Origin of the sequence: Paenibacillus violae (assembly GCF_032461945.1) — a bacterium.
In the GTDB taxonomy this organism is placed as follows: domain Bacteria; phylum Bacillota; class Bacilli; order Paenibacillales; family NBRC-103111; genus Paenibacillus_E; species Paenibacillus_E violae.
The window spans coordinates 237,762-256,406 of record NZ_JAWCUD010000005.1; the positions used below are offsets into that span (position 1 = coordinate 237,762).

Genomic DNA, 18,645 nt, shown 5'->3' on the forward strand with positions numbered 1-18,645 from the left:
TTTGAGCGGAAAGAGGAGTTATTGACATCATGTTACACTTGAGTTGGGAAATGTTATTGTTCGTCATCATTGGAGGGTTTCTGGCCGCCTATGTCGATTCGGTCGTGGGAGGCGGGGGATTGATCGCCTTGCCTGTTCTTCTGGCAACAGGATTGCCACCGGCCATCGCGCTGGGAACGAATAAACTGGCTGGCACGATGTCGTCCCTGACGAGTACCATTTCCTTCATGCGTTCAGGCAATATCGATTTCAAAGCAGTAAAAGGCTTATTTCTTTTATCTTTAACAGGAGCCGTTTGCGGAACGATGGTACTTAGGCAAATTCCTTCGGATTTTCTTAAGCCGTTGGTCGTCGTCATGTTGATCCTGATCACTATCTACACACTTTTTCGGAAAAATTGGGGAAACAACTCGACATTCCGCCAGTACTCGACCAGGACAGCCCTTCTAATGGGAGGCGCCGCTTTCGGCTTAGGCTTCTATGACGGCTTTTTTGGACCGGGCACGGGTTCCTTTCTTATATTCGTTTTTCTTATGTTAGGTTTTGATTTTGTGAAAGCGGCCGGGAACGCCAAAATGCTCAATTTTGGAAGCAATATAGCTAGCTTGGCTACGTTCATGGTGCTGGGGTCCATTAACTACGGAATCGGGATTCCGATGGGGATCGCGATGATTTGCGGCTCCTTATTAGGGTCGCGTATGGCCATTCGCAAAGGTTCAGCGTATGTGCGCCCTTTATTTCTTACCGTATGTATACTTCTAATTAGCAAGCAGATATGGGATTTAATCTAGGGGGTGATCGGCTGGGACGCTTGAAAAATGAAGGGCTACAAATGATTCTCATCGCCATTGTGACGGCCATTGCCGGCGAGTTCAAAATAACGCCCTTCAGCGGCGAAGTGTTTCGGATCGGTCTGGGGAGCAGCACCTTTCTTCTGTGCCTGCTCTTGCTCAAACATTTGCCTTATATCTATACAGGTATTATTACCGGCATTACCGTTTTACTGTTTCGTTCCATCGAGGCGGGGATCATGACACACGGAGCTGTATCGCTTGGCTGGAGCGTGCAGACCCATTTGCCTGCGATGCTGTACTATATGGCTTTTGCGGTGGGCATGAGCTTGATGAAAGAGAAAATGGGGAGATTCCATCCCCTCGTGCTTGGTCTATTCTTATCGCTCATTGATCTCATGTCCAATGAGATTGAGCTGCTGGCGCGCAGCGTCATTTTCGATACCCCCTACAAGTTTTCACAGCAATTAGTGTATATTTCCGTAACTGCCCTTGTAAGAAGCTACTTTGTAGTAGGCATCTACAGCAGCGTGACCATTCATCAGATGAGGGTCCTCCACAGTGAGCAGCAGAAGCGGATGGAGCAAATGCTGAATACGAACAGCGGACTATATGGCGAGGTTTTCTACCTGCGTAAGTCCATGGAAACGATTGAGCAGTTGACGGCCAAAAGCCACAATTTATATGAAAGAGTGAATGGCTCGGGGCTAAAGAGTTATGCCCGCACGATTTTGGAAATCACGCAACAAATCCATGAGGTAAAAAAGGACTCGCAGCGCATCCTTGCCGGCTTATTAAAGCTGTTTGACCGGGAATTCGCCTCGAATATGAGGCTGGCGGAAATCATCGAGTTCGCGATAAAATCCAATCTAGGGTACAGCGCGATGATCGGCAAACGGATTCAATTCACCACTGATCTGCGCATCAATTATGATTCGGATCACTATCTTCCTCTGCTGACGGTTATGAATAATTTGTTGTCCAACAGTGTGGAGGCGATCGAAGATCAGGGGACGATTCACGTAAGTGCATACGGGCGTGGTGCTGAAACGATTTTGATGGTCTCGGATACGGGAACGGGGATTGCTGATCTGGAGAAAGAGATGATTTTCGAGCCTGGCTTCACGACGAAATTCAATCAGGAAGGCTTTGCTGCAACCGGCATCGGGCTTTCTCACGTACGGGATATTGTTCATTCCTTAGGCGGAGATATTCATTTGCGTTCTGATGAGCTTGGCTCTCAGACAACTTTTGTGATCACCTTATTGACCGATACGTTGAAAAAAGGAGCGTAGAGATCATGCTGTCTTTCGGAATTGTGGACGATGATGCGGTAAGCAGGCTGATGCTGCACAAGATTATTGAAAAAGGCGGATTAGGTGAAGTCGTAGGAACGGCAGGCAGCGGGAGCGAAGGGGAAAGAGTGCTGCTCGAAACGACTCCGGACGTCGTTGTCATCGATCTGCTGATGCCGGATCAGGATGGCATTGAGACCATTATTCGGCTCAAGGAGCAAGGTTTTCAGGGCAAGTACGTCATGATTTCGCAGATAGAAAATAAAGAGATGATCGGCAAGGCTTACCAGGCCGGCGTCGAATACTATATCCAAAAGCCGATTAACAAAATCGAAGTGGAAGCGGTCCTTTCCAAGGTTAACGAACAGTGGAAGATCAGCCGTTCCTTAAAGGAGATTCAGGACTCTTTGACGAAGCTGAGCCTCTTGAACCTCAGTCCGGAGAGCCCTCGTAAAAAGCGCAGCGTACGCGAAATCGTCCAGCCCATTCTCATGGACATGGGGATTGTCGGGGAGAGCGGAAGCAGGGACGTGACGGACATTATTGAGCATCTGACGAAGCATCATAGAGGTGACGGAATACCGCCACTGAAGGAGCTGTATGAGACGGCGGCACGTTGCCACAAACTGCAAGAAGCTGATGTGGAAAAGGAAGGGAAAGCCGTCGAGCAGCGAATTCGCCGCGCCGTTATGGCTGCTCTGGCCCATATAGCTAGCATAGGTTTGACGGATTACAGCAATCCGAAATTTGAACATTATGCGCCGCTCTATTTTGAGTTTCAGGATGTCCGTTTGAAGATGAAAGAAATCGATGAGAATTTGAAGTCGGAGAAAAGTAAAATTAACATCAAAAAGTTTCTCCAGGTCCTTTATTTAGAAGTCACGGACAAAATGCGAAGCGAGCATTAGGCCCGGAAGATGGGCGCTTTGCGGTTGCGAATTGACCGACGGTTATGATATGATTTTGTACATAGTGAAGAAAAGGAGGTGAAGGTAGGATGAATCGAGAGTTTGTGAACAACCGTGTGAGCCAGTTACCTATCGCGATGGCTGGCATCGTTCATGCATCTGCATACAACGGGAGAAGTCTGTCCAAATTTGCTCATACGGCATCACAACTCACGAGAAGACACCTACCTTAACCTCAATCGGATGATCCGCTGAAGGTCGTAGGAATTTTCCTGCGGCCTTTTTTGCTGCGTTCAGGATGTTCAGGATAGGGTCTTCCATAACCAAGGAGGATCCTTCACGATGTTAATTATAAATGGTCAAAATATAAAGAAATACCATGGCGCTCAGTTGGTGCTGGCGGACGTTACGTTTGAGATTCACGAAGGCGAACGAATCGGATTGGTCGGACGAAATGGGAGCGGTAAATCGACGCTGCTGCGCCTCATTTCCAAAATGGAAAAGCCGGACGAAGGGCTATTAACGGTGCGCAAAGATACACGAATCGGCTACTTAGCCCAGATTCCGACGGAATGGGAGAGCGGCACCGTGTACGATGTGCTCGCGGCTAGTTTTGCGGAGCTGCTGGAGTGCCGGACCGCGATGACGGAGCTGGAACAGCGCATGTCGGAGCCAGCTGCGGACGGTCAGCTCGATCAACTGCTGGGGCGGTATGCGCAGCTGCAGGAGCGTTTTGAGCGGGAAGGCGGCTATGAGCTGGATGCCAGAATCGACCAGGTGGCAAGCGGACTTCGCATTGCCCGTGAGGTATACGGACGAAGCTTCGCCTCGCTGTCCGGTGGGGAGAAGACGAAGATTGCACTCGCATCCCAACTGATCGGCAAGCCGGATGTACTGCTGCTCGATGAGCCGACGAATCATCTCGATTTATTTGGCGTTGAATGGCTGGAAGAATACTTGACCCATTATGAAGGCGCGTGCTTCATCGTGTCTCATGATCGCTACTTTTTGGATCGGGTCGTCACCAAAATTGTGGAGTTGGAGGACGGGGAGTCTTCGACGTATCTGACATCCTATACGGGTTACATGAAAGAGAAAGAAGTCCGACTGCTGCAGCAATTTGCGGATTATCAGGAACAGCAGAAGGTCATCAAGAAAATGAAAGAGACGATCAAGCAGCTCATGGAGTGGGGGCGTATCGGAGGAAATGATAAGTTTTTCCGCAGAGCGGCATCCATGCAGAAAGCGTTGGATCGTATGGAGAAGCTGAAGCGCCCTGTTCTTGATCCGAAGGCAGCTGAATTCGGGCTGAAGGTGGACGATCGCTCCGGCAAGCGGGTCATTGTGTTTGATGACGTAAGCAAGCAGTACGGGGATAAAGTGCTGCTGCGGAAGGCAAGCGGCTTGCTCGAGTATGGCGAGAAAGTGATGCTTCTGGGGCATAACGGTTCAGGGAAAACGACGCTGTTGAAAATGCTTTTGGGCGAGGTGAAGCCGGATGGCGGCGACCTGCAAATCGGCGCGCGCGTGGACATCGGTTACTTGGCGCAGCAGGAGTACCCCGAGGACCAAAAGAAGACGGTGCTGGCATACTTTTGCGAGGAAGCGAAGCTGGAAGAAGGGGAAGCTAGAAGCCGACTCGCCGCTTATCTGTTCTATGGCGCAGATGTTTTTAAACCGGTAAGCTCCCTCTCCGGTGGAGAGTGGACGCGGCTGCGGCTGGCGCTGCTCGTGCTGCGCAAGCCGAATCTGCTCATTTTGGATGAGCCGACGAATCATATGGACATAACCTCAAGGGAGGCGCTGGAGGAAGCGCTTGAGGAGTTTCCGGGCACAGTGCTTGCGGTGACGCACGACCGTTACTTCATAAACCGGCTGTCCCAGAAAATCTGGGAGCTGGATCAAGGGCGCATCACCGTTTATTTGGGCAGCTTTGATGACTACAAAGCGAAAAGCGCACAGCTGCGCGCGGCGCAGGCGCGCAAGGCGGATGCCGCTCCGGTGGCGAAGTCCGCCGGAGCAGGGTCCAAGGCAGCAGCGGCCAAGGCGGAGCCGCACGTGGCGTCTGCTCCGCGCGGGAAGTCACGCAGCACGGCTGCGTTCGCGCGCGAGCGGCTGGAGCGGGACATCGCGGAAGCGGAGGCGCGGCTCGGCGGGCTCGATCAGGTGCTGGAGAATCCGGCGCCTGAGGAGCTGAGCCGCCTCTGGGCAGAGCGCGAAGCGGCCCAGGGGGATCTGGATCAGCTGTATGCGGAGTGGATACAGCTTGAAGAATAGGAGGAGGGGAGCCTGCGGGCTCCTCTTTTTTTGGTGGCGGCGGAGAGACGGAACTACGATACGCTATTTTGATGTAAAGCGCCCCCTAGCCCTGTTAAAGGGAACCAGGGGGCGCTATTTCGCTTGTTTGGGCCGATTTGCAGGTGACTGCTCGCGGATAGGGCCATGTAGTTCCGCTAGGTCAGGGATATCGGCTGATTTAACCGAAATAGGTGATCACTGTTCCGCTAAAGCAAGCTCAAAGTCGCAGCATGGACCTGCAGCCCCACCCCTAAACCTGCACCCAACGCACAGGGATTTCCATGCGATGCGGCGTATACTGGCCGCTGCACTGCTCAAGCAGCAAGCTTACGGCAGAAAGCGCCATTTGCTCCTCATCCTGCAGCACGTGCGAGATTCCCGGGATTTCCGGATCATCGAAGGACACAAGCTCGGTATTAGGATTCAGTCCTTCTTCCTCATGGAGGGCATGATGCGCAAGCCTCGCCATCTCGGCTGTCAGAGCAAAGACAGCTGTAAGGTTGGGATGTTGATGCAGAAATTTAGTGACATAAGCTGAGGTGTCGCCTGTTCTCAGGATGTCGATGGGCACGTGGCACCATAAGTTTTTATCAATGGGAATGTTGCTGTCAATATAAGCCTTTTCGAAGCCGTGGGTGCGGTCCTCAATGCTCGTATTCGTATTATCCGGGGAGATGAGAGCAATTTGCCGATGCCCCACCTTGAGCAGACGGTCTACGGTTTCATAGGCGCCACCCCAATTATCGGATGTAATCCGGTACGTATCGATATTACGCAAGTAGCGGTCGATGAAGACAAAAGGGTACTTGTCTAAAGACAAACGCAGCAGTGATTCGTTATAGCTCTCATCTTCCGTAGGGAAAACAATGATGCCGCGAACGCCCTGCGTGTTCGTAAGCTGTTGGACGGCACGGGACTCTTCGTGGGAAGATTCCCGAGTGATATGCAGGACAAGCTGATAACCAGCTTCCTTAACATAAAACTCGACATAATCAACTAGTCGTTGAATGACCTTTGTTTTCATCGTAGGGATAATCAGACCAATGTAATTGTAATCGTGTGCAGTTGGCGAGATAGGGACAGACCGCGTCGCCGCCGTTTCCATGGTCACGGATACCGGATTTGTCGATACGAAGGTTCCCTTCCCTTGAATGCGCGTGACGAGCCCCTCGTCCACGAGGGCGGCCAGGGCATTTTTCACTGTAATTTTACTGACCCTAAATTCATCCATGAATTCCTGCTCGGAAGGTACGCGATCTTTGGGACGGAGCTCTCCTGAAATAATCTTGTCTTTGATGGATTGGTAAATTTGTCGATAGAGAGGAACTTTATTCATTCGAGCATCACCTGATTCTGTTTAATCTAGCTAGCCTCATTGTACTTAGTAAATCAATAAAAGGGAATATGTTTAATATAATAAATATGATTTTATACTGAATTGGTTATATAAATATGGGATTTTATGTACTATAATTCGATATGTAAAGCGCTTACACGTTGTTAATTCCAATCTAGGGGGAATCATTGTTATGAAAAGGAAGCTTCAAGTAACTTCAGCTGTGGTGCTGGCATCGATGCTTTTACTATCTGCTTGCACATCAAGCCCGAGCTCCACGCAAAGTGATAGCGCAACCAAGCCAGGCGAGCCAGTCAAGCTGAGCTTCTGGACGTTTAATGAACTGCATCAGAAATTTTTTGAAAGCATGGCCGAGTCATGGAATAAAAATCATCCTGATCAGTCAATCAAACTAGAAGCGACGACGTTCCCTTATGATGATAACCACAATAAACTGCTTGTTGCGCTGCAATCCGGTACAGGTGCTCCTGATATGGCTGACATTGAAATCAGCAAGATTGGGAATTTCCTGAAAGGTGATGTGCAACTTACCCCTCTAAACGATATTGTTGAGCCGGAAAAAGCAAATCTGGTCATGTCTCGACTCGATAATTATGCCAAAGACGGCAAATATTACGGCATAGACTACCACGTTGGCGCTCAAGTCATCTACTATAACAAGGAAATTCTCGATAAAGCAGGCGTGAATGCGGACAACATTAAGACGTGGGACGATTATGAAAATGCAGGCAAACAGGTTCTCGCAAAGACCGGAAAGCCGATGACGACCGTCGAAACGCAGGATCAGTGGAGCTTTTGGCCACTCGTTGTTCAACATGGTTCAGATTTTCTGGATAAAAGCGGTAACGTGACATTGGGAGATCAGGCGAACACGGATGTGCTGTCTTACCTTCAAAAGCTGGTGAAGGAAAAAGTAGCTATTGTGGCTCCGGGCGGCTTTCACCATGCGGAAGAATACTATGGCTTTATGAATAAAGGCGGAGCGGCTTCGGTCTGGATGCCAATGTGGTATATGGGGCGCTTCACAGACTACATGCCTGATCTCAAAGGCAAAATTATCATTAAACCGATGCCGGTATTTAAGCAAGGCGAAATGCGTTCTTCCGGAATGGGGGGCACGGGTACGGTCATTACGAAGCAATCGAAGAATCAAGACATTGCGAAGAAGTTCCTTTCCTATGCCAAGTTGTCCAAAGAGGGGAACATCCAGATCTGGTCGCAGCTCGGATTTGACCCGATTCGCTCGGATGTTTGGAACGATCCTGCGCTCAAAGCGGATAACAAATTCACTGCATATTTTGGCAAGAATCTGTGGGACGTTCTCATTTCTGTAAAAGGTGAAATTGCGCCTACGAATATTAAGGAGAAGACGCCGGCTGTATCTGATTACCTCAAGACGAAAGCGATTTTCCAAGCGCTGAATGATTTGAAGGATCCGAAACAAGTCCTGGACGATGCCGTGAAAAATATCAAGTAGTTCGAACGCCTCGCGTTCCGTTGCTGGCTTTGCCTGAGCTGAATGATACGGCTTAGATGAAGCCGGCAGCGCTTCTAGAGAGGAGTAGCGATAGTAGATATGAGTAAATTTCTGTATTCCTCCCGGGTAGCTCCCTACGTATTTGTTTTGCCTTTTGTATTGTCTTTCCTCATATTTTTCGCCTATCCGGTAGTGACGACGGTGGTCATGAGTTTCCAAGAGGTGCTTCCGGGTCAAACGCATTTCATTGGGCTGGCCAATTATAAAAATTTATGGAGCGAGTCCTTTTTTACGGCATTGAAAAATAGCAGCAGGTATACATTCTGGACCATTCTGGTGTTAATCCCGCTGCCTCTTGTGCTGGCTGTATTCCTGAACGCTAAGCTCACCAAAGCGAGCGCTTTTTTCCGTTCTGCTTTGTTTATTCCATCGCTCACTTCGGTAGTTGTGGCGGGGACGATATTCCGGCTTGTTTTCGGCAGTTTGGACGAAGCTGTAATGAACGGTTTCCGACATTTGCTAGGCTTGCCGAGCATTAACTGGCTTGCGGGCTCAACGACCGGCATGCTTGTCATGGTCATCCTGGCGACTTGGCGTTTTACCGGCGTCAATATCATTTATTTCTTGTCAGCGCTGCAAAGCATTCCGCATGAACTATATGAGTCGGCGGAGATTGACGGCGCGAACAAGTGGGACCGCTTCTGGCGCATTACACTGCCTTTATTGAAGCCGGTTGCGATTTATGTCATTACGATTTCAATCTATGGCGGCTATTCCATGTTTACTGAGAGCTTCATTCTGTGGAATGGCAATCGCTCCCCCAATGACATTGGTTTGACGATGATTGGCCTGCTCTACAGGGAAGGTATCGAGCGAAATAATTTGGGATTCGGTTCAGCCATTGGCATTACTTTGTTAGCGATTACGATGGTATTGAATGTCATTCAGTTAAAATTTTTCGGATTATTTAAAAAGGAGGACTAGGACATGCAAATGGAAAGAAACAAATTCCTTCAATCCTCCTTATTGTTCTTGCTGTTTGCCGTACTTGCGATTCTCGCTTTGTTCCCGTTCTACAGTCTGGCTTTGGCCTCGTTAAAACCATCGAAAGAGATGCTGCGTTATGGGCTTAATGTGAAGCTGCAACCGGAACTGTTATCTTTACATAACTATTCGTTTCTGTTTTCTGCCTCCGCCAAGAAGTACTTGATATGGTATAAGAACAGTATTGTGATCTCGGTTGTATATACCCTATGTTGTTTACTTTTATCCTCTATGGTGGGTTACGGGCTGGCGATGTACCGTTTTGTCGGGAGAAATCTCATTTTCCTCTTCGTGCTCTTGGTCATGATGGTGCCCGTTGAAATTATTATGCTCCCGCTTTATAAGCAGATGATCAGCTTCCGTTTAATTGATACGTATGCCGGGGTTATTCTGCCATTTGTCGTAGCACCGCTGCCAATCTTCTTCTTCCGGCAATATGCGGCTGGGCTGCCAAAGGATTTCCTCGATGCGGGAAGAATTGACGGCTGCTCGGAGTACGGAATCTTTTTCAAGATTATGATGCCTTTGATGGCTCCGGCCTTTGGGGCAATGGCTATTCTGCAGGCTCTTGCCAGCTGGAACAGCTTTGTTTGGCCGCTCATTGTGCTCAAAACGGGTGAGAAGCTGACACTGCCCATCGGTCTATCTAGCTTAGTCACGCCTTACGGCAACAACTACGATATTCTCATTGCCGGGTCCGTGCTGGCGATCGTCCCGATCCTAATTGTTTTTATTTTCTTCCAGCGGTTTTTCGTGTCGGGGCTTACGGTTGGCGGCGTGAAAGGCTGATGAACTGACAAATTGACAAATTGACAAACACAGATAGCGTTAAAGGAGACTAACTTATGAAAAACTTGGAAACCAACGTAATCAAACCTCTTTTGGAGCAGCGTGCTGATCCTTGGGTATATAAGCATACAGATGAATTTTATTACTTTACAGCGTCGGTTCCTGAGTATGATCGCATTGAGCTGCGTCGCTCAGCGACGATTGATGGTTTAAGGGAGGCGAAGCCGGTCGTAGCATGGCGGAAATATAGCGAAGGTCCGCTGAGTGCCAATATTTGGGCGCCGGAGATTCATTTTGTAGCGGGCAAATGGTATATCTATTTTGCTGCGGCTAGAACGACTGAAACGAACGAGGGTCTCTTTGACCACCGAATGTTTGTTCTTGAAAATGATGCAGCCAATCCGCTGGAAGGGGAGTGGGTGGAGAAGGGGCAGCTCCGCACCGAGTGGGAGAGTTTTGCGCTGGACGCGACTTCCTTCGAACATCGCGGAATTCGGTATTTGGTCTGGGCGCAGAAGGATCCTGACATTGTAGGTAATTCGAATCTCTACATCTCCGAAATGAGTAGTCCTTGGACACTCCAAGGTAAGCAGGTGATGATAACGACACCTGAGTATGATTGGGAAATTATCGGTTTTAAGGTCAATGAGGGTGCGGCGGTATTGAAGGCCAATGGACGAATTTTCATCTCTTTTTCCGCAAGCGCAACAGACTTCAATTACTGTATGGGGCTGTTAACGGCAGACGAAGACGCGGATTTGTTGGACCCGCAGTCGTGGTCAAAATCCCAATCGCCGGTTCTCTCAACCGACGAGCACATCGCCCTTTATGGGCCTGGGCATAACAGCTTCACCGTGTCGGAAGATGGTTCACAGGACATTCTCGTGTTCCACGCGAGGAATTACAAAGAGATCGAAGGCGATCCGCTCTACGATCCCAACCGCCATACATTTGTCCGTGTGCTGAAGTGGCATGAGGACGGCACGCCGGACTTTGCAGGTTCCGTGCTTGGCGATTAGTAAGCAGATAAGGGCTGTTCCGAAAGGTCTAAAAAGGCCGGGGGATGGCCTTTTTTGTTCCTTCGGCGCCTCGCCTCTATTTTGCAACCGTTCCGCCACGGTTCCGACATGGAAGTCGATTATCACAATATGATAAGCTTAGAGTACTACATAAAGGAGGCGATAGCTGTGATTCAAGTCTTTCCTGCACATACGCGTAACAGTTCGGATTTAGGCTGGCTTAAGGGGTATAAGAGCTTTTCGTTTGGTGATTATTTTGATGAAAATAATACGGGGTTCGGGGTTATGCGCGTTTGCAATTATGATGAAATTGCCGCGGGTCGCGGTTTTGGACCTCATCCGCATAGTGACATGGAAATTGTCAGTGTCGTTCTCAGCGGAGCGATTAAGCACGAGGATAGTTTAGGAAATGTGGCGATTACGGCAGCAGGCGGCGTTCAGCGCATGTCAGCGGGCAGCGGTGTGATTCATGCTGAGTACAATGCCTCGGATTCGGAGCCGCTTAGCTTGTTCCAACTCTGGTTCATGCCGGCAAAGCGGGGCACAGAGCCGTCCTTCGAGAACGTGACCTATGTGCCAGAAGCCATGACGAATGCCCTGCTGCCGGTCGTAACACCTGAAGGCGGCGAACACAAAGCGAAAATTTACCAGGATATGAGCATCTATCTCAGCAAGTTGGAAGCAGGTAAAGAGCTTGTCTTCAATCAGGGTGAGAATCGACGTATTTTTCTTATGGTCATTAACGGGAAATTAGAGGCCAATCAGGCACAGCTGGAAACCATGGACAGCGCGCGGATGGAGGCGGAGTCAACGCTTGCGCTTCGAGCGACGGAAGATGCGCATTTCATGTTAATCGATCTGCCATAACAAGGAGGCTGCGGAGATGAAGGAACAATTTTTGGTGAAGCATGCGGTAGGCGGCCGGGCATTTATCGATACAGGCAAGCAGCCGGTTGAGTATATGTATAAGCAAGTAGAAGACCGATGGGTTTTTACCGTGAGGATCGATAAGGAGCGTATTGCTGAGCTTTTAAAATGGAAAGATGAACTTAATGTCTTTATTTTTCAAGAGTTTGAGAATCAGCCGACACGGAAAGTATGGTTTTATGTTGGCGATGACGCCGTTCATTATTCAGAGGAGCAGGGCGAGTTGAAGATTATTGCCGGCTCTCAGATAGCCTATGTACCGGAGCAATTTAGCGCACAATTGTAAGAGATAAGGAGCCCTGGCGGCTTGAATGGCCGAGGGAGCTTCTATGAATCGGAGTGGAGTTACACCTATGAAAGAAGTTCAGGATTTGCAGGATGTGCAAGATCAACTGTTAGATAAGGCTGTTCCTTTTATTAGAGAATGTTACGCTGAGTTAGGAAAAAGCGAGGGCGAAATGGAAGCTCGCATTGCTGAAATTACCCGTTCCATCGGGTATAAGGGTTCCTATGAGCACACGCTGCAAGAGCTGGAGCATGGGGCCAAAATGGCTTGGCGCAACAGTAATCGCTGCATCGGGCGATTGTTCTGGGAGACGTTGACCGTGCAGGATGCCCGTCATGCGACAACGGAAGATGAGATGGCGGAAGCCCTCTTCCGGCATATTGAGACGGCGACGAATGACGGGAAAATTCGCCCGATGATTACGGTATTTTCACCTATGCAGGGGGCAGAGGCGACGGCAGCTCCGGGGGCCTTTATTCATAATGCACAGCTAATTCGATATGCAGGTTATGAGACGGAGGATGGCATTGTAGGCGATCCTGCTTCTTTGCAGATCACAGCCATGTGTCAATCACTCGGGTGGCAGGGAGCGGGGACGTCTTTCGATGTCCTGCCTCTAGTCCTTCAGATGGGGAATAACACGCCGAAATTCTATGAAATTCCGAGCGGACTGGTTAAGGAAGTCGCTATCACGCATCCGGATATCGCGGCAATGGCGGATTTGCGTCTCCAGTGGTACGCGGTGCCGATCGTTTCTAACATGTACCTGGAGATTGGAGGCATTCATTACTCGGCGGCTCCATTTAACGGTTGGTACATGGGCACAGAAATCGGGGCTCGTAACTTCGCTGACGAAGCGCGATATAACATGCTGCCGCGTGTAGCGGAAGTGATGGGATTAGATACTCGGCGCGACGCTTCCCTCTGGAAGGATCGGGCGCTTGTGGAGTTGAATGTGGCTGTGCTGCATTCTTTCCAGCAGCAGGGCGTAGCCATTGTGGATCATCATACCGCAGCGCGGCAGTTCAAACGGTTCGAGGAAAAAGAGGAGAAGGCAAGCCGTGAGGTCACGGGCGACTGGACGTGGCTGATCCCGCCGCTTTCCCCGGCGACAACGCATATTTTTCACCAGCATTATAGCAATGAAGTGAAGCTTCCCAACTTTTTTTATCGCGATGAAGAGTAGAGAAACAGAGCAGGCGCCTTTGGCGGCCTGCTTTTTTGTTGACTGCGCTGCATGAGCGTGTCGCGTTAAGCAAACATTGCTCGGCTTTTATCCGCCTCGCACCAAGTAACCCATCCGCTCAGCATGATCGCCTCGCACCAAGTAACCCATCTGCTCAGCATGCCCGCCTCGCATTAAGTAACCCATCTGCTCAGCATGATCGCCTCGCAGCAAGTAACCCATCCGCTCGGCCTGATCGCCTCGCACCAAGTAACACATCTGCTCAGCATGATCGCCTCGCACCAAGTAACCCATCTGCTCAGCATGCCCGCCTCGCACCAAGTAACCCATCCGCTCGGTATGCCCGCCTTGCACCAAGCAACCCATCCGCTCAGCATGCCCGCCTCGCGCCAAGTAACCCATCCGCTCAGCATGATCGCCTCGCACCAAGTAACCCATCTGCTCAGCATGCCCGCCTCGCATTAAGTAACCCATCTGCTCAGCATGCCCGCCTCGCCCCAAGTAACCCATCTGCTCAGCATGCCCGCCTCGCACCAAGTAACCCATCCGCTCGGCATGCCCGCCTTGCACCAAGCAACCCATCTGCCCCGCACGATAGCCCTCGCACCCATATCTCTGTTGTACTTTCTACAACATAGAACAGCATTAAACCCCACCACCCCACTCTTCATTGCACAAAGTACAATGAATTCAATCCAAATAGGGCAAAAATCGCTCTATTCTGCTTTCCACGCTGCACTTTGTACAACGTAGAAGGAGGCAGCGCTCGATCTGAGACCGTAATGCTGCACAAAGTGCAACATAGTGAAGGCGTGAGCCATTATTGGGGGCAGCCATTGGATGAAATCCAATGACAAGCCCATTTTGGCAATAAAATGGCACACTTCATTGGAGTAATTCCAACGAAACAGCAATCTTTTGCCTCAAATACGCAGATTTGACCGGAAGTGATTGGATTTTGTCCAATGAAATCACACATTTGGCTTCTCAGGAAGCCTTTTCATTGGATTTCATCCAATGAAGCACGCACATCTGCAGCGCGCCTGTGGCGCGGCGCAAACAATTGTGGCAGTTGAACTACCTCAGTTGAACTACCACTCAGCTTTATTTTAATCTAAGAAAGCTGGTAGGCAATTTCACACGTCTGTAGTATGATTTGGCAAGAAACTTGTGCATGAATCAGACGGAAAAGGGGAACCCCACATGTGGCAGAAGGTGGCTAATTGGAATACATTGCGCAATCAAATGCTGGCCGGCTTCGTTTTTGTTATGATCATCGTGCTAATTTGCGCTGGAGCCATTACGTTCAACTCGGTATCCACTCTCCTGAACACGAAAGCGGAAACACAGATGAAGCAAATCGCCTCGCAGGCAAACGGCAGGCTAGAAGCGATCCTCACGCAAATTGACATGCTAACGTTGCAGGCCGTCAATGACACCTATTTACAGCAGCTGTTTCTTTCCAATGTGCAAGGTAAAGAGGTGACCTTTAGCGAGCGGCAGGCGTTGTCGAAAATCGCCAATCATATACAAGCTTATAGCGGTGTTAGCAATGTGGAGCTGTACACCACGAGTTTTGTACGGTTGTTCCCACTGGATGATCAAAGGATGTCCGATCGGGTGGACAACCATTGGATTGAGCAGGCGGATAAGGAAAAAGGGAAGCTGGTCTGGATCGGGAATGATCCAAAGGAACCCGGTACGGTTCTGGCGATTCGACGTATCAACTTAATTGACCGTTGGTTTTCGAATGGCGGTTATTTGCTCGTCCGAATTAACAGCAGCTATTTTGATTTTCAGAAACAGTTAACGGATACAGGCAGCCACCAGGAATTGTTAGTGCTTGCAGACAGCTCAGGAACACCGGTCATACCGGATGGTGAAGTCACGGACGAGGTGGGTGAATTAATGCAGACCTCCTCTCAGACGGTAACGATCAAACAGAAACGCTACATTTTGGTGAAGCAGCCATCGGAACAAACCGGATGGACGCTTATGATTTTGTATCCGGTCAGCGATATTACCGATGGGATCTCTGTTCTGCGCTGGGCCATTATCGTATCCGGGGCGATTGGGTCAGTGTTGTTCATTATTCTCTCATTTTTGCTCTCGATGATGATTACGCGGCCCATTTTAAGGCTTATGAGAGCTATGAGAAATACACGGCAAGGCGTGCTGACGCCGAATCTTACGAAAACGTATACAACAGAGCTGAACGATTTGAATATGACCTATAACCAAATGGTAGACAATATCAACGGACTCATTAAACTGGTGTATGAAAAAGAGGTCATCCAAAGCCGCACGGAACTGCAAGCACTTCAAGCGCAGATTGATCCGCATTTTTTATACAATACACTGGAAGCTTTGTACTGGTCTTTGCAGGATAAAGATGAGGAGGAACTCGCCGATCTTGTTGTCGCGATGTCGGATTTGTTCCGTTATGTCATCGGCAGTCCCAATAAGGATGAATGGGTGTCGATGGGAGAGGAATTGGAGCACATTAAGCGGTATCTGAGCATTATGGGTGTGAGGTTCGGCTCCCGCCTGGTCTGGGAAATCAACATTGATGATGCGTACAATCATGTCCTCATTCCCAAACTGCTGATTCAGCCTCTTGTGGAGAATGCGATCCTACACGGTTTAGAAGGAAAAACGGATCCTGGTCTCATCACAATCCGCGTAGAGCCTTCACCTTTGGGAGCCGCGGAACTGCGGATCACGGTCAGCGATGACGGACCGGGGATGAGCGAGCAGACGCTCCAAGCCGTCAAGGATGCGATGGAACGCGGAGGCGCGCCGTCGGGTAAAGGAAAGGGCATGGCGATTTCCAATGTGCAGCGCCGCATTCAGCTGTATTACCCGGCACTGGCAGAGGGCAGCAGAGGCTTGTCCATCCATAGTATTCTGCGAGAAGGGACAAGCGTCAGCTTCGACATTCCGATTCATAAGGAGGATAACGATGATTCCACCAAGCAAAACCATACTGATCGTTGATGATGAGCCGCTCACGAGAGAAGGCATCCGCAAAACGCTCGAAGCCTGGTCAATCGGCCGCTATCACATCTTAAGCAGCAGCAACGGAACTGAAGCGTTGGAGGTGTTGAATACCCGTCCGGTGCATCTGCTTATCACCGATATTCGCATGCCGGAGATCAGCGGATTGCAAGTCGTAGAGGACTCGCGCAATACAGGGCATAAGCCTGTCGTTATCGTCATTTCGGGACATCCCGATTTCCAATATGCTCAAACTGCAATTCAGCTAGGGGTCGTAAACTATTTGCTAAAGCCGATCAAAAAGAGCAAGCTCCTTGAAGCCGTTGAGCAGGCGCTGCAGATTGAAGAAGAACGCGGGCGCGTGGAAACGATGGAGAAAATGGTCGATTCCCGGCTCATGCAGGCCAAAACCGTCTCCATGAATTATAGCGCTCCCGTCAGGCAAGCGGTGCTTTATGTAGAGGAGCATCTGCAGGAACCTCTCGGTATGAGTGAGGTGGCAGGGCATATTCATTTGAATCCGAGCTATTTTAGCGCTCTTTTTAAGGAGCAGACAGGTGTCACTTTCAGTGAATATGTCACGAGGAGCCGGATTCAGAAAGCGAAGGAACTGCTTTTGCAAACCAGGCTGACGATTGCGGACATTTCCGAACAGGTCGGGTACCAGACATCGAAGTATTTTATTAAACTGTTCAAAGACTATGAAGGCATCAGCCCGAATCAATACCGCAAGCAGGCGAATGAGAACGAAGAGAACATGGAAACCCAAAATTAGAAACCCAAAAATAGTGGTATATTTCCCGATAGCCGTTACTCCCTGCCGTCGCAATGAAAGCGCTACAATAATACTCGTAGCAAACATAGTTTAAGGGGGAAAACAACGCATGGCAAGAAAAACGCTTACATGGACGATGACGACGATGCTTAGTCTCGGTTTAGTTTTATCCGGGTGCTCCAGTTCTACGACAGAGAGCGCCAGCTCACCGCAGCCTGCCAAGGAAACAGCGAAGGCAGCAGGAGAGAGCGCTCAACCAGCTAAGAAAGTAACGATCAAAATGATGCACCTCTGGCCGACCGGTAACTCCGCAACGCAAAACAAAATTGTAAACGATATCATTAAAGAGTATCAAACGGCAAATCCGAATGTGACCATTGAACAAGAAGTGCTTGAGAATGAGCAATATAAAAATAAAATGAAGGTCCTGTCCACTTCCAACGCATTGCCGGATGTAGGCTTCACATGGGCTGCAGGCTACATGGATCCTTATGTCAAGGGTGACATGTTCGCTCCGCTAGACGATCTGCTGCAAGGCGATTTGAAGGATAAATTCGTTAACGGAACGACGAACGCCTATGCTTTTGGCGGCAAAACCTACGGGCTTCCCGTGGAACTGAACATTGTGCCGGTGTACTACAATAAAGCGATTTTCGCGAAATATAACCTGCAAGTGCCGAAAACCTATGATGAATTTAAAAATGTGGTCAAAACGCTTAGCTCAAACGGTGTTGCCCCAATCGCATTGGGGAACAAGGACCGCTGGACCGGCTCCCTGTGGTACATGTATCTAGCGGATCGCATCGGCGGACCGGAAACGTTGAAGAAAGCCATTGACCGCTCCGGTTCATTCAACGATCCTGGTTTGGTTCGTGCAGCATCCGAAATTACCCAATTGGTTGATATGAACGGGTTCAACAAAGGCTTCAACGGACTTTCCAACGATGAGGGCAAAGCGGAATTCATGAACAGCAAAGCAGCTATGTACATGATGGGAACATGGGAACTGCCGAATTACACAACGAATAAAGATGTTCCACAAGCGTTCAAGGATCAAATCGGCTTCTTTAAATTCCCGACCGTCGATGGCGGCAAAGGGAACTTGGACAGCTGGGTTGGCGGTCCGGGCGTAGGTTTGTTCGTTGCCAACAACTCGAAGGTCAAAGAGGAATCCAAGAAATTCGTCTCCTTCTTCGTTCAGAAGTGGGGCGAGCACGCGATTTCCGAAGCGGGTGTGATCCCGGCGACGAAAGTGGATACTTCCAAGGTGAAACTGCCGCAAATGTACATTGACTTATTAAATGAACTTAATAAAGCAAGTAACATCACGTTGTTCGCTGACGTACAGATGAAACCTGCTTCCGCGGAAGTTCACTTGAACATGATTCAAGCGTTATTCGGCAAAGCGGTCACGCCGGAAGAGTTTGCGAAAAAGCATGAAGAAGCATTGGCCAAAGAAGGTAAGTAACCACATGAATCGAGTGGGAAGGACATAT

General features: G+C 49.5%; 17 protein-coding genes. 15 read left to right on the forward strand and 2 right to left on the reverse strand.

Going from position 1 to position 18,645, the window contains the following annotated elements; genetic code table 11:
• Positions 1-29: 29 nt before the first annotated feature.
• The 5 genes from RQP52_RS16990 (at position 30) to abc-f (ending at position 5,271) form a co-directional block, all read left to right on the forward strand.
• A complete protein-coding gene (locus RQP52_RS16990) occupies positions 30-791 on the forward strand; it encodes a TSUP family transporter (protein WP_315952981.1) in 762 nt (253 codons plus the stop codon).
• Positions 776-2,086, forward strand: coding sequence for a sensor histidine kinase (locus RQP52_RS16995; protein WP_315952982.1), 1,311 nt, complete (start codon positions 776-778; stop codon positions 2,084-2,086). The genes RQP52_RS16990 and RQP52_RS16995 overlap by 16 nt, the downstream gene beginning before the upstream one ends.
• Before the next feature lie 5 nt (positions 2,087-2,091).
• Positions 2,092-2,994 carry a response regulator gene (locus tag RQP52_RS17000; protein ID WP_315952983.1) on the forward strand — a complete coding sequence of 301 codons (903 nt, stop codon included), beginning with the start codon at positions 2,092-2,094 and terminating at the stop codon, positions 2,992-2,994.
• 89 nt (positions 2,995-3,083) lie between these two features.
• Positions 3,084-3,227: a hypothetical protein gene (locus RQP52_RS17005; protein ID WP_315952984.1), complete on the forward strand. Its 144-nt coding sequence runs from the start codon at positions 3,084-3,086 to the stop codon at positions 3,225-3,227.
• Positions 3,228-3,336: 109 nt separating this feature from the next.
• Positions 3,337-5,271 carry a ribosomal protection-like ABC-F family protein gene (gene abc-f / locus RQP52_RS17010; RefSeq protein WP_315952985.1) on the forward strand — a complete coding sequence of 645 codons (1,935 nt, stop codon included), beginning with the start codon at positions 3,337-3,339 and terminating at the stop codon, positions 5,269-5,271.
• Between the two features lie 271 nt (positions 5,272-5,542).
• Here the strand turns inward: abc-f and RQP52_RS17015 are convergent, their stop codons facing one another.
• Positions 5,543-6,628, reverse strand: coding sequence for a GntR family transcriptional regulator (locus RQP52_RS17015; RefSeq protein WP_315952986.1), 1,086 nt, complete (start codon positions 6,626-6,628; stop codon positions 5,543-5,545).
• A gap of 193 nt (positions 6,629-6,821) precedes the next feature.
• On the opposite strand from RQP52_RS17015, the gene RQP52_RS17020 reads away from it, so the two are divergent.
• The 7 genes from RQP52_RS17020 to RQP52_RS17050 all read left to right on the forward strand — a co-directional run bounded on the left by RQP52_RS17020 (position 6,822) and on the right by RQP52_RS17050 (position 13,377).
• On the forward strand, positions 6,822-8,126 hold the full coding sequence (locus RQP52_RS17020) for an ABC transporter substrate-binding protein (protein ID WP_315952987.1): 1,305 nt from the start codon (positions 6,822-6,824) through the stop codon (positions 8,124-8,126).
• Between the two features lie 99 nt (positions 8,127-8,225).
• Positions 8,226-9,110, forward strand: a complete 885-nt coding sequence (locus tag RQP52_RS17025) for a carbohydrate ABC transporter permease (protein ID WP_315952988.1) — start codon at positions 8,226-8,228, stop codon at positions 9,108-9,110.
• A 9-nt stretch (positions 9,111-9,119) separates the two neighbouring features.
• Positions 9,120-9,959, forward strand: coding sequence for a carbohydrate ABC transporter permease (locus tag RQP52_RS17030; RefSeq protein ID WP_379175033.1), 840 nt, complete (start codon positions 9,120-9,122; stop codon positions 9,957-9,959).
• A 56-nt stretch (positions 9,960-10,015) separates the two neighbouring features.
• Positions 10,016-10,978, forward strand: coding sequence for a glycoside hydrolase family 43 protein (locus RQP52_RS17035; RefSeq protein ID WP_315952990.1), 963 nt, complete (start codon positions 10,016-10,018; stop codon positions 10,976-10,978).
• A 168-nt stretch (positions 10,979-11,146) separates the two neighbouring features.
• Positions 11,147-11,845, forward strand: a complete 699-nt coding sequence (locus tag RQP52_RS17040; RefSeq protein WP_315952991.1) for a pirin family protein — start codon at positions 11,147-11,149, stop codon at positions 11,843-11,845.
• A gap of 16 nt (positions 11,846-11,861) precedes the next feature.
• The gene (locus RQP52_RS17045; protein WP_315952992.1) at positions 11,862-12,191 is read left to right on the forward strand and encodes a hypothetical protein; all 330 of its coding nucleotides are present in this window, start codon (positions 11,862-11,864) and stop codon (positions 12,189-12,191) included.
• A gap of 67 nt (positions 12,192-12,258) precedes the next feature.
• Positions 12,259-13,377: a nitric oxide synthase oxygenase gene (locus tag RQP52_RS17050; protein ID WP_315952993.1), complete on the forward strand. Its 1,119-nt coding sequence runs from the start codon at positions 12,259-12,261 to the stop codon at positions 13,375-13,377.
• A gap of 87 nt (positions 13,378-13,464) precedes the next feature.
• Here the strand turns inward: RQP52_RS17050 and RQP52_RS17055 are convergent, their stop codons facing one another.
• Positions 13,465-13,959, reverse strand: coding sequence for a hypothetical protein (locus RQP52_RS17055; protein WP_315952994.1), 495 nt, complete (start codon positions 13,957-13,959; stop codon positions 13,465-13,467).
• A 621-nt stretch (positions 13,960-14,580) separates the two neighbouring features.
• Between RQP52_RS17055 and RQP52_RS17060 the strand changes: the two genes are divergently transcribed.
• The 3 genes from RQP52_RS17060 to RQP52_RS17070 all read left to right on the forward strand — a co-directional run bounded on the left by RQP52_RS17060 (position 14,581) and on the right by RQP52_RS17070 (position 18,617).
• A complete protein-coding gene (locus RQP52_RS17060) occupies positions 14,581-16,374 on the forward strand; it encodes a sensor histidine kinase (RefSeq protein WP_315952995.1) in 1,794 nt (597 codons plus the stop codon).
• Complete coding sequence (locus tag RQP52_RS17065) at positions 16,340-17,149, forward strand: response regulator transcription factor (RefSeq protein WP_315952996.1); 810 nt, start codon at positions 16,340-16,342, stop codon at positions 17,147-17,149. Before RQP52_RS17060 ends, RQP52_RS17065 begins: the two co-directional genes overlap by 35 nt.
• Positions 17,150-17,258: 109 nt before the next feature.
• Complete coding sequence (locus RQP52_RS17070; RefSeq protein WP_315952997.1) at positions 17,259-18,617, forward strand: extracellular solute-binding protein; 1,359 nt, start codon at positions 17,259-17,261, stop codon at positions 18,615-18,617.
• The last annotated feature ends 28 nt before the right edge of the window (positions 18,618-18,645 follow it).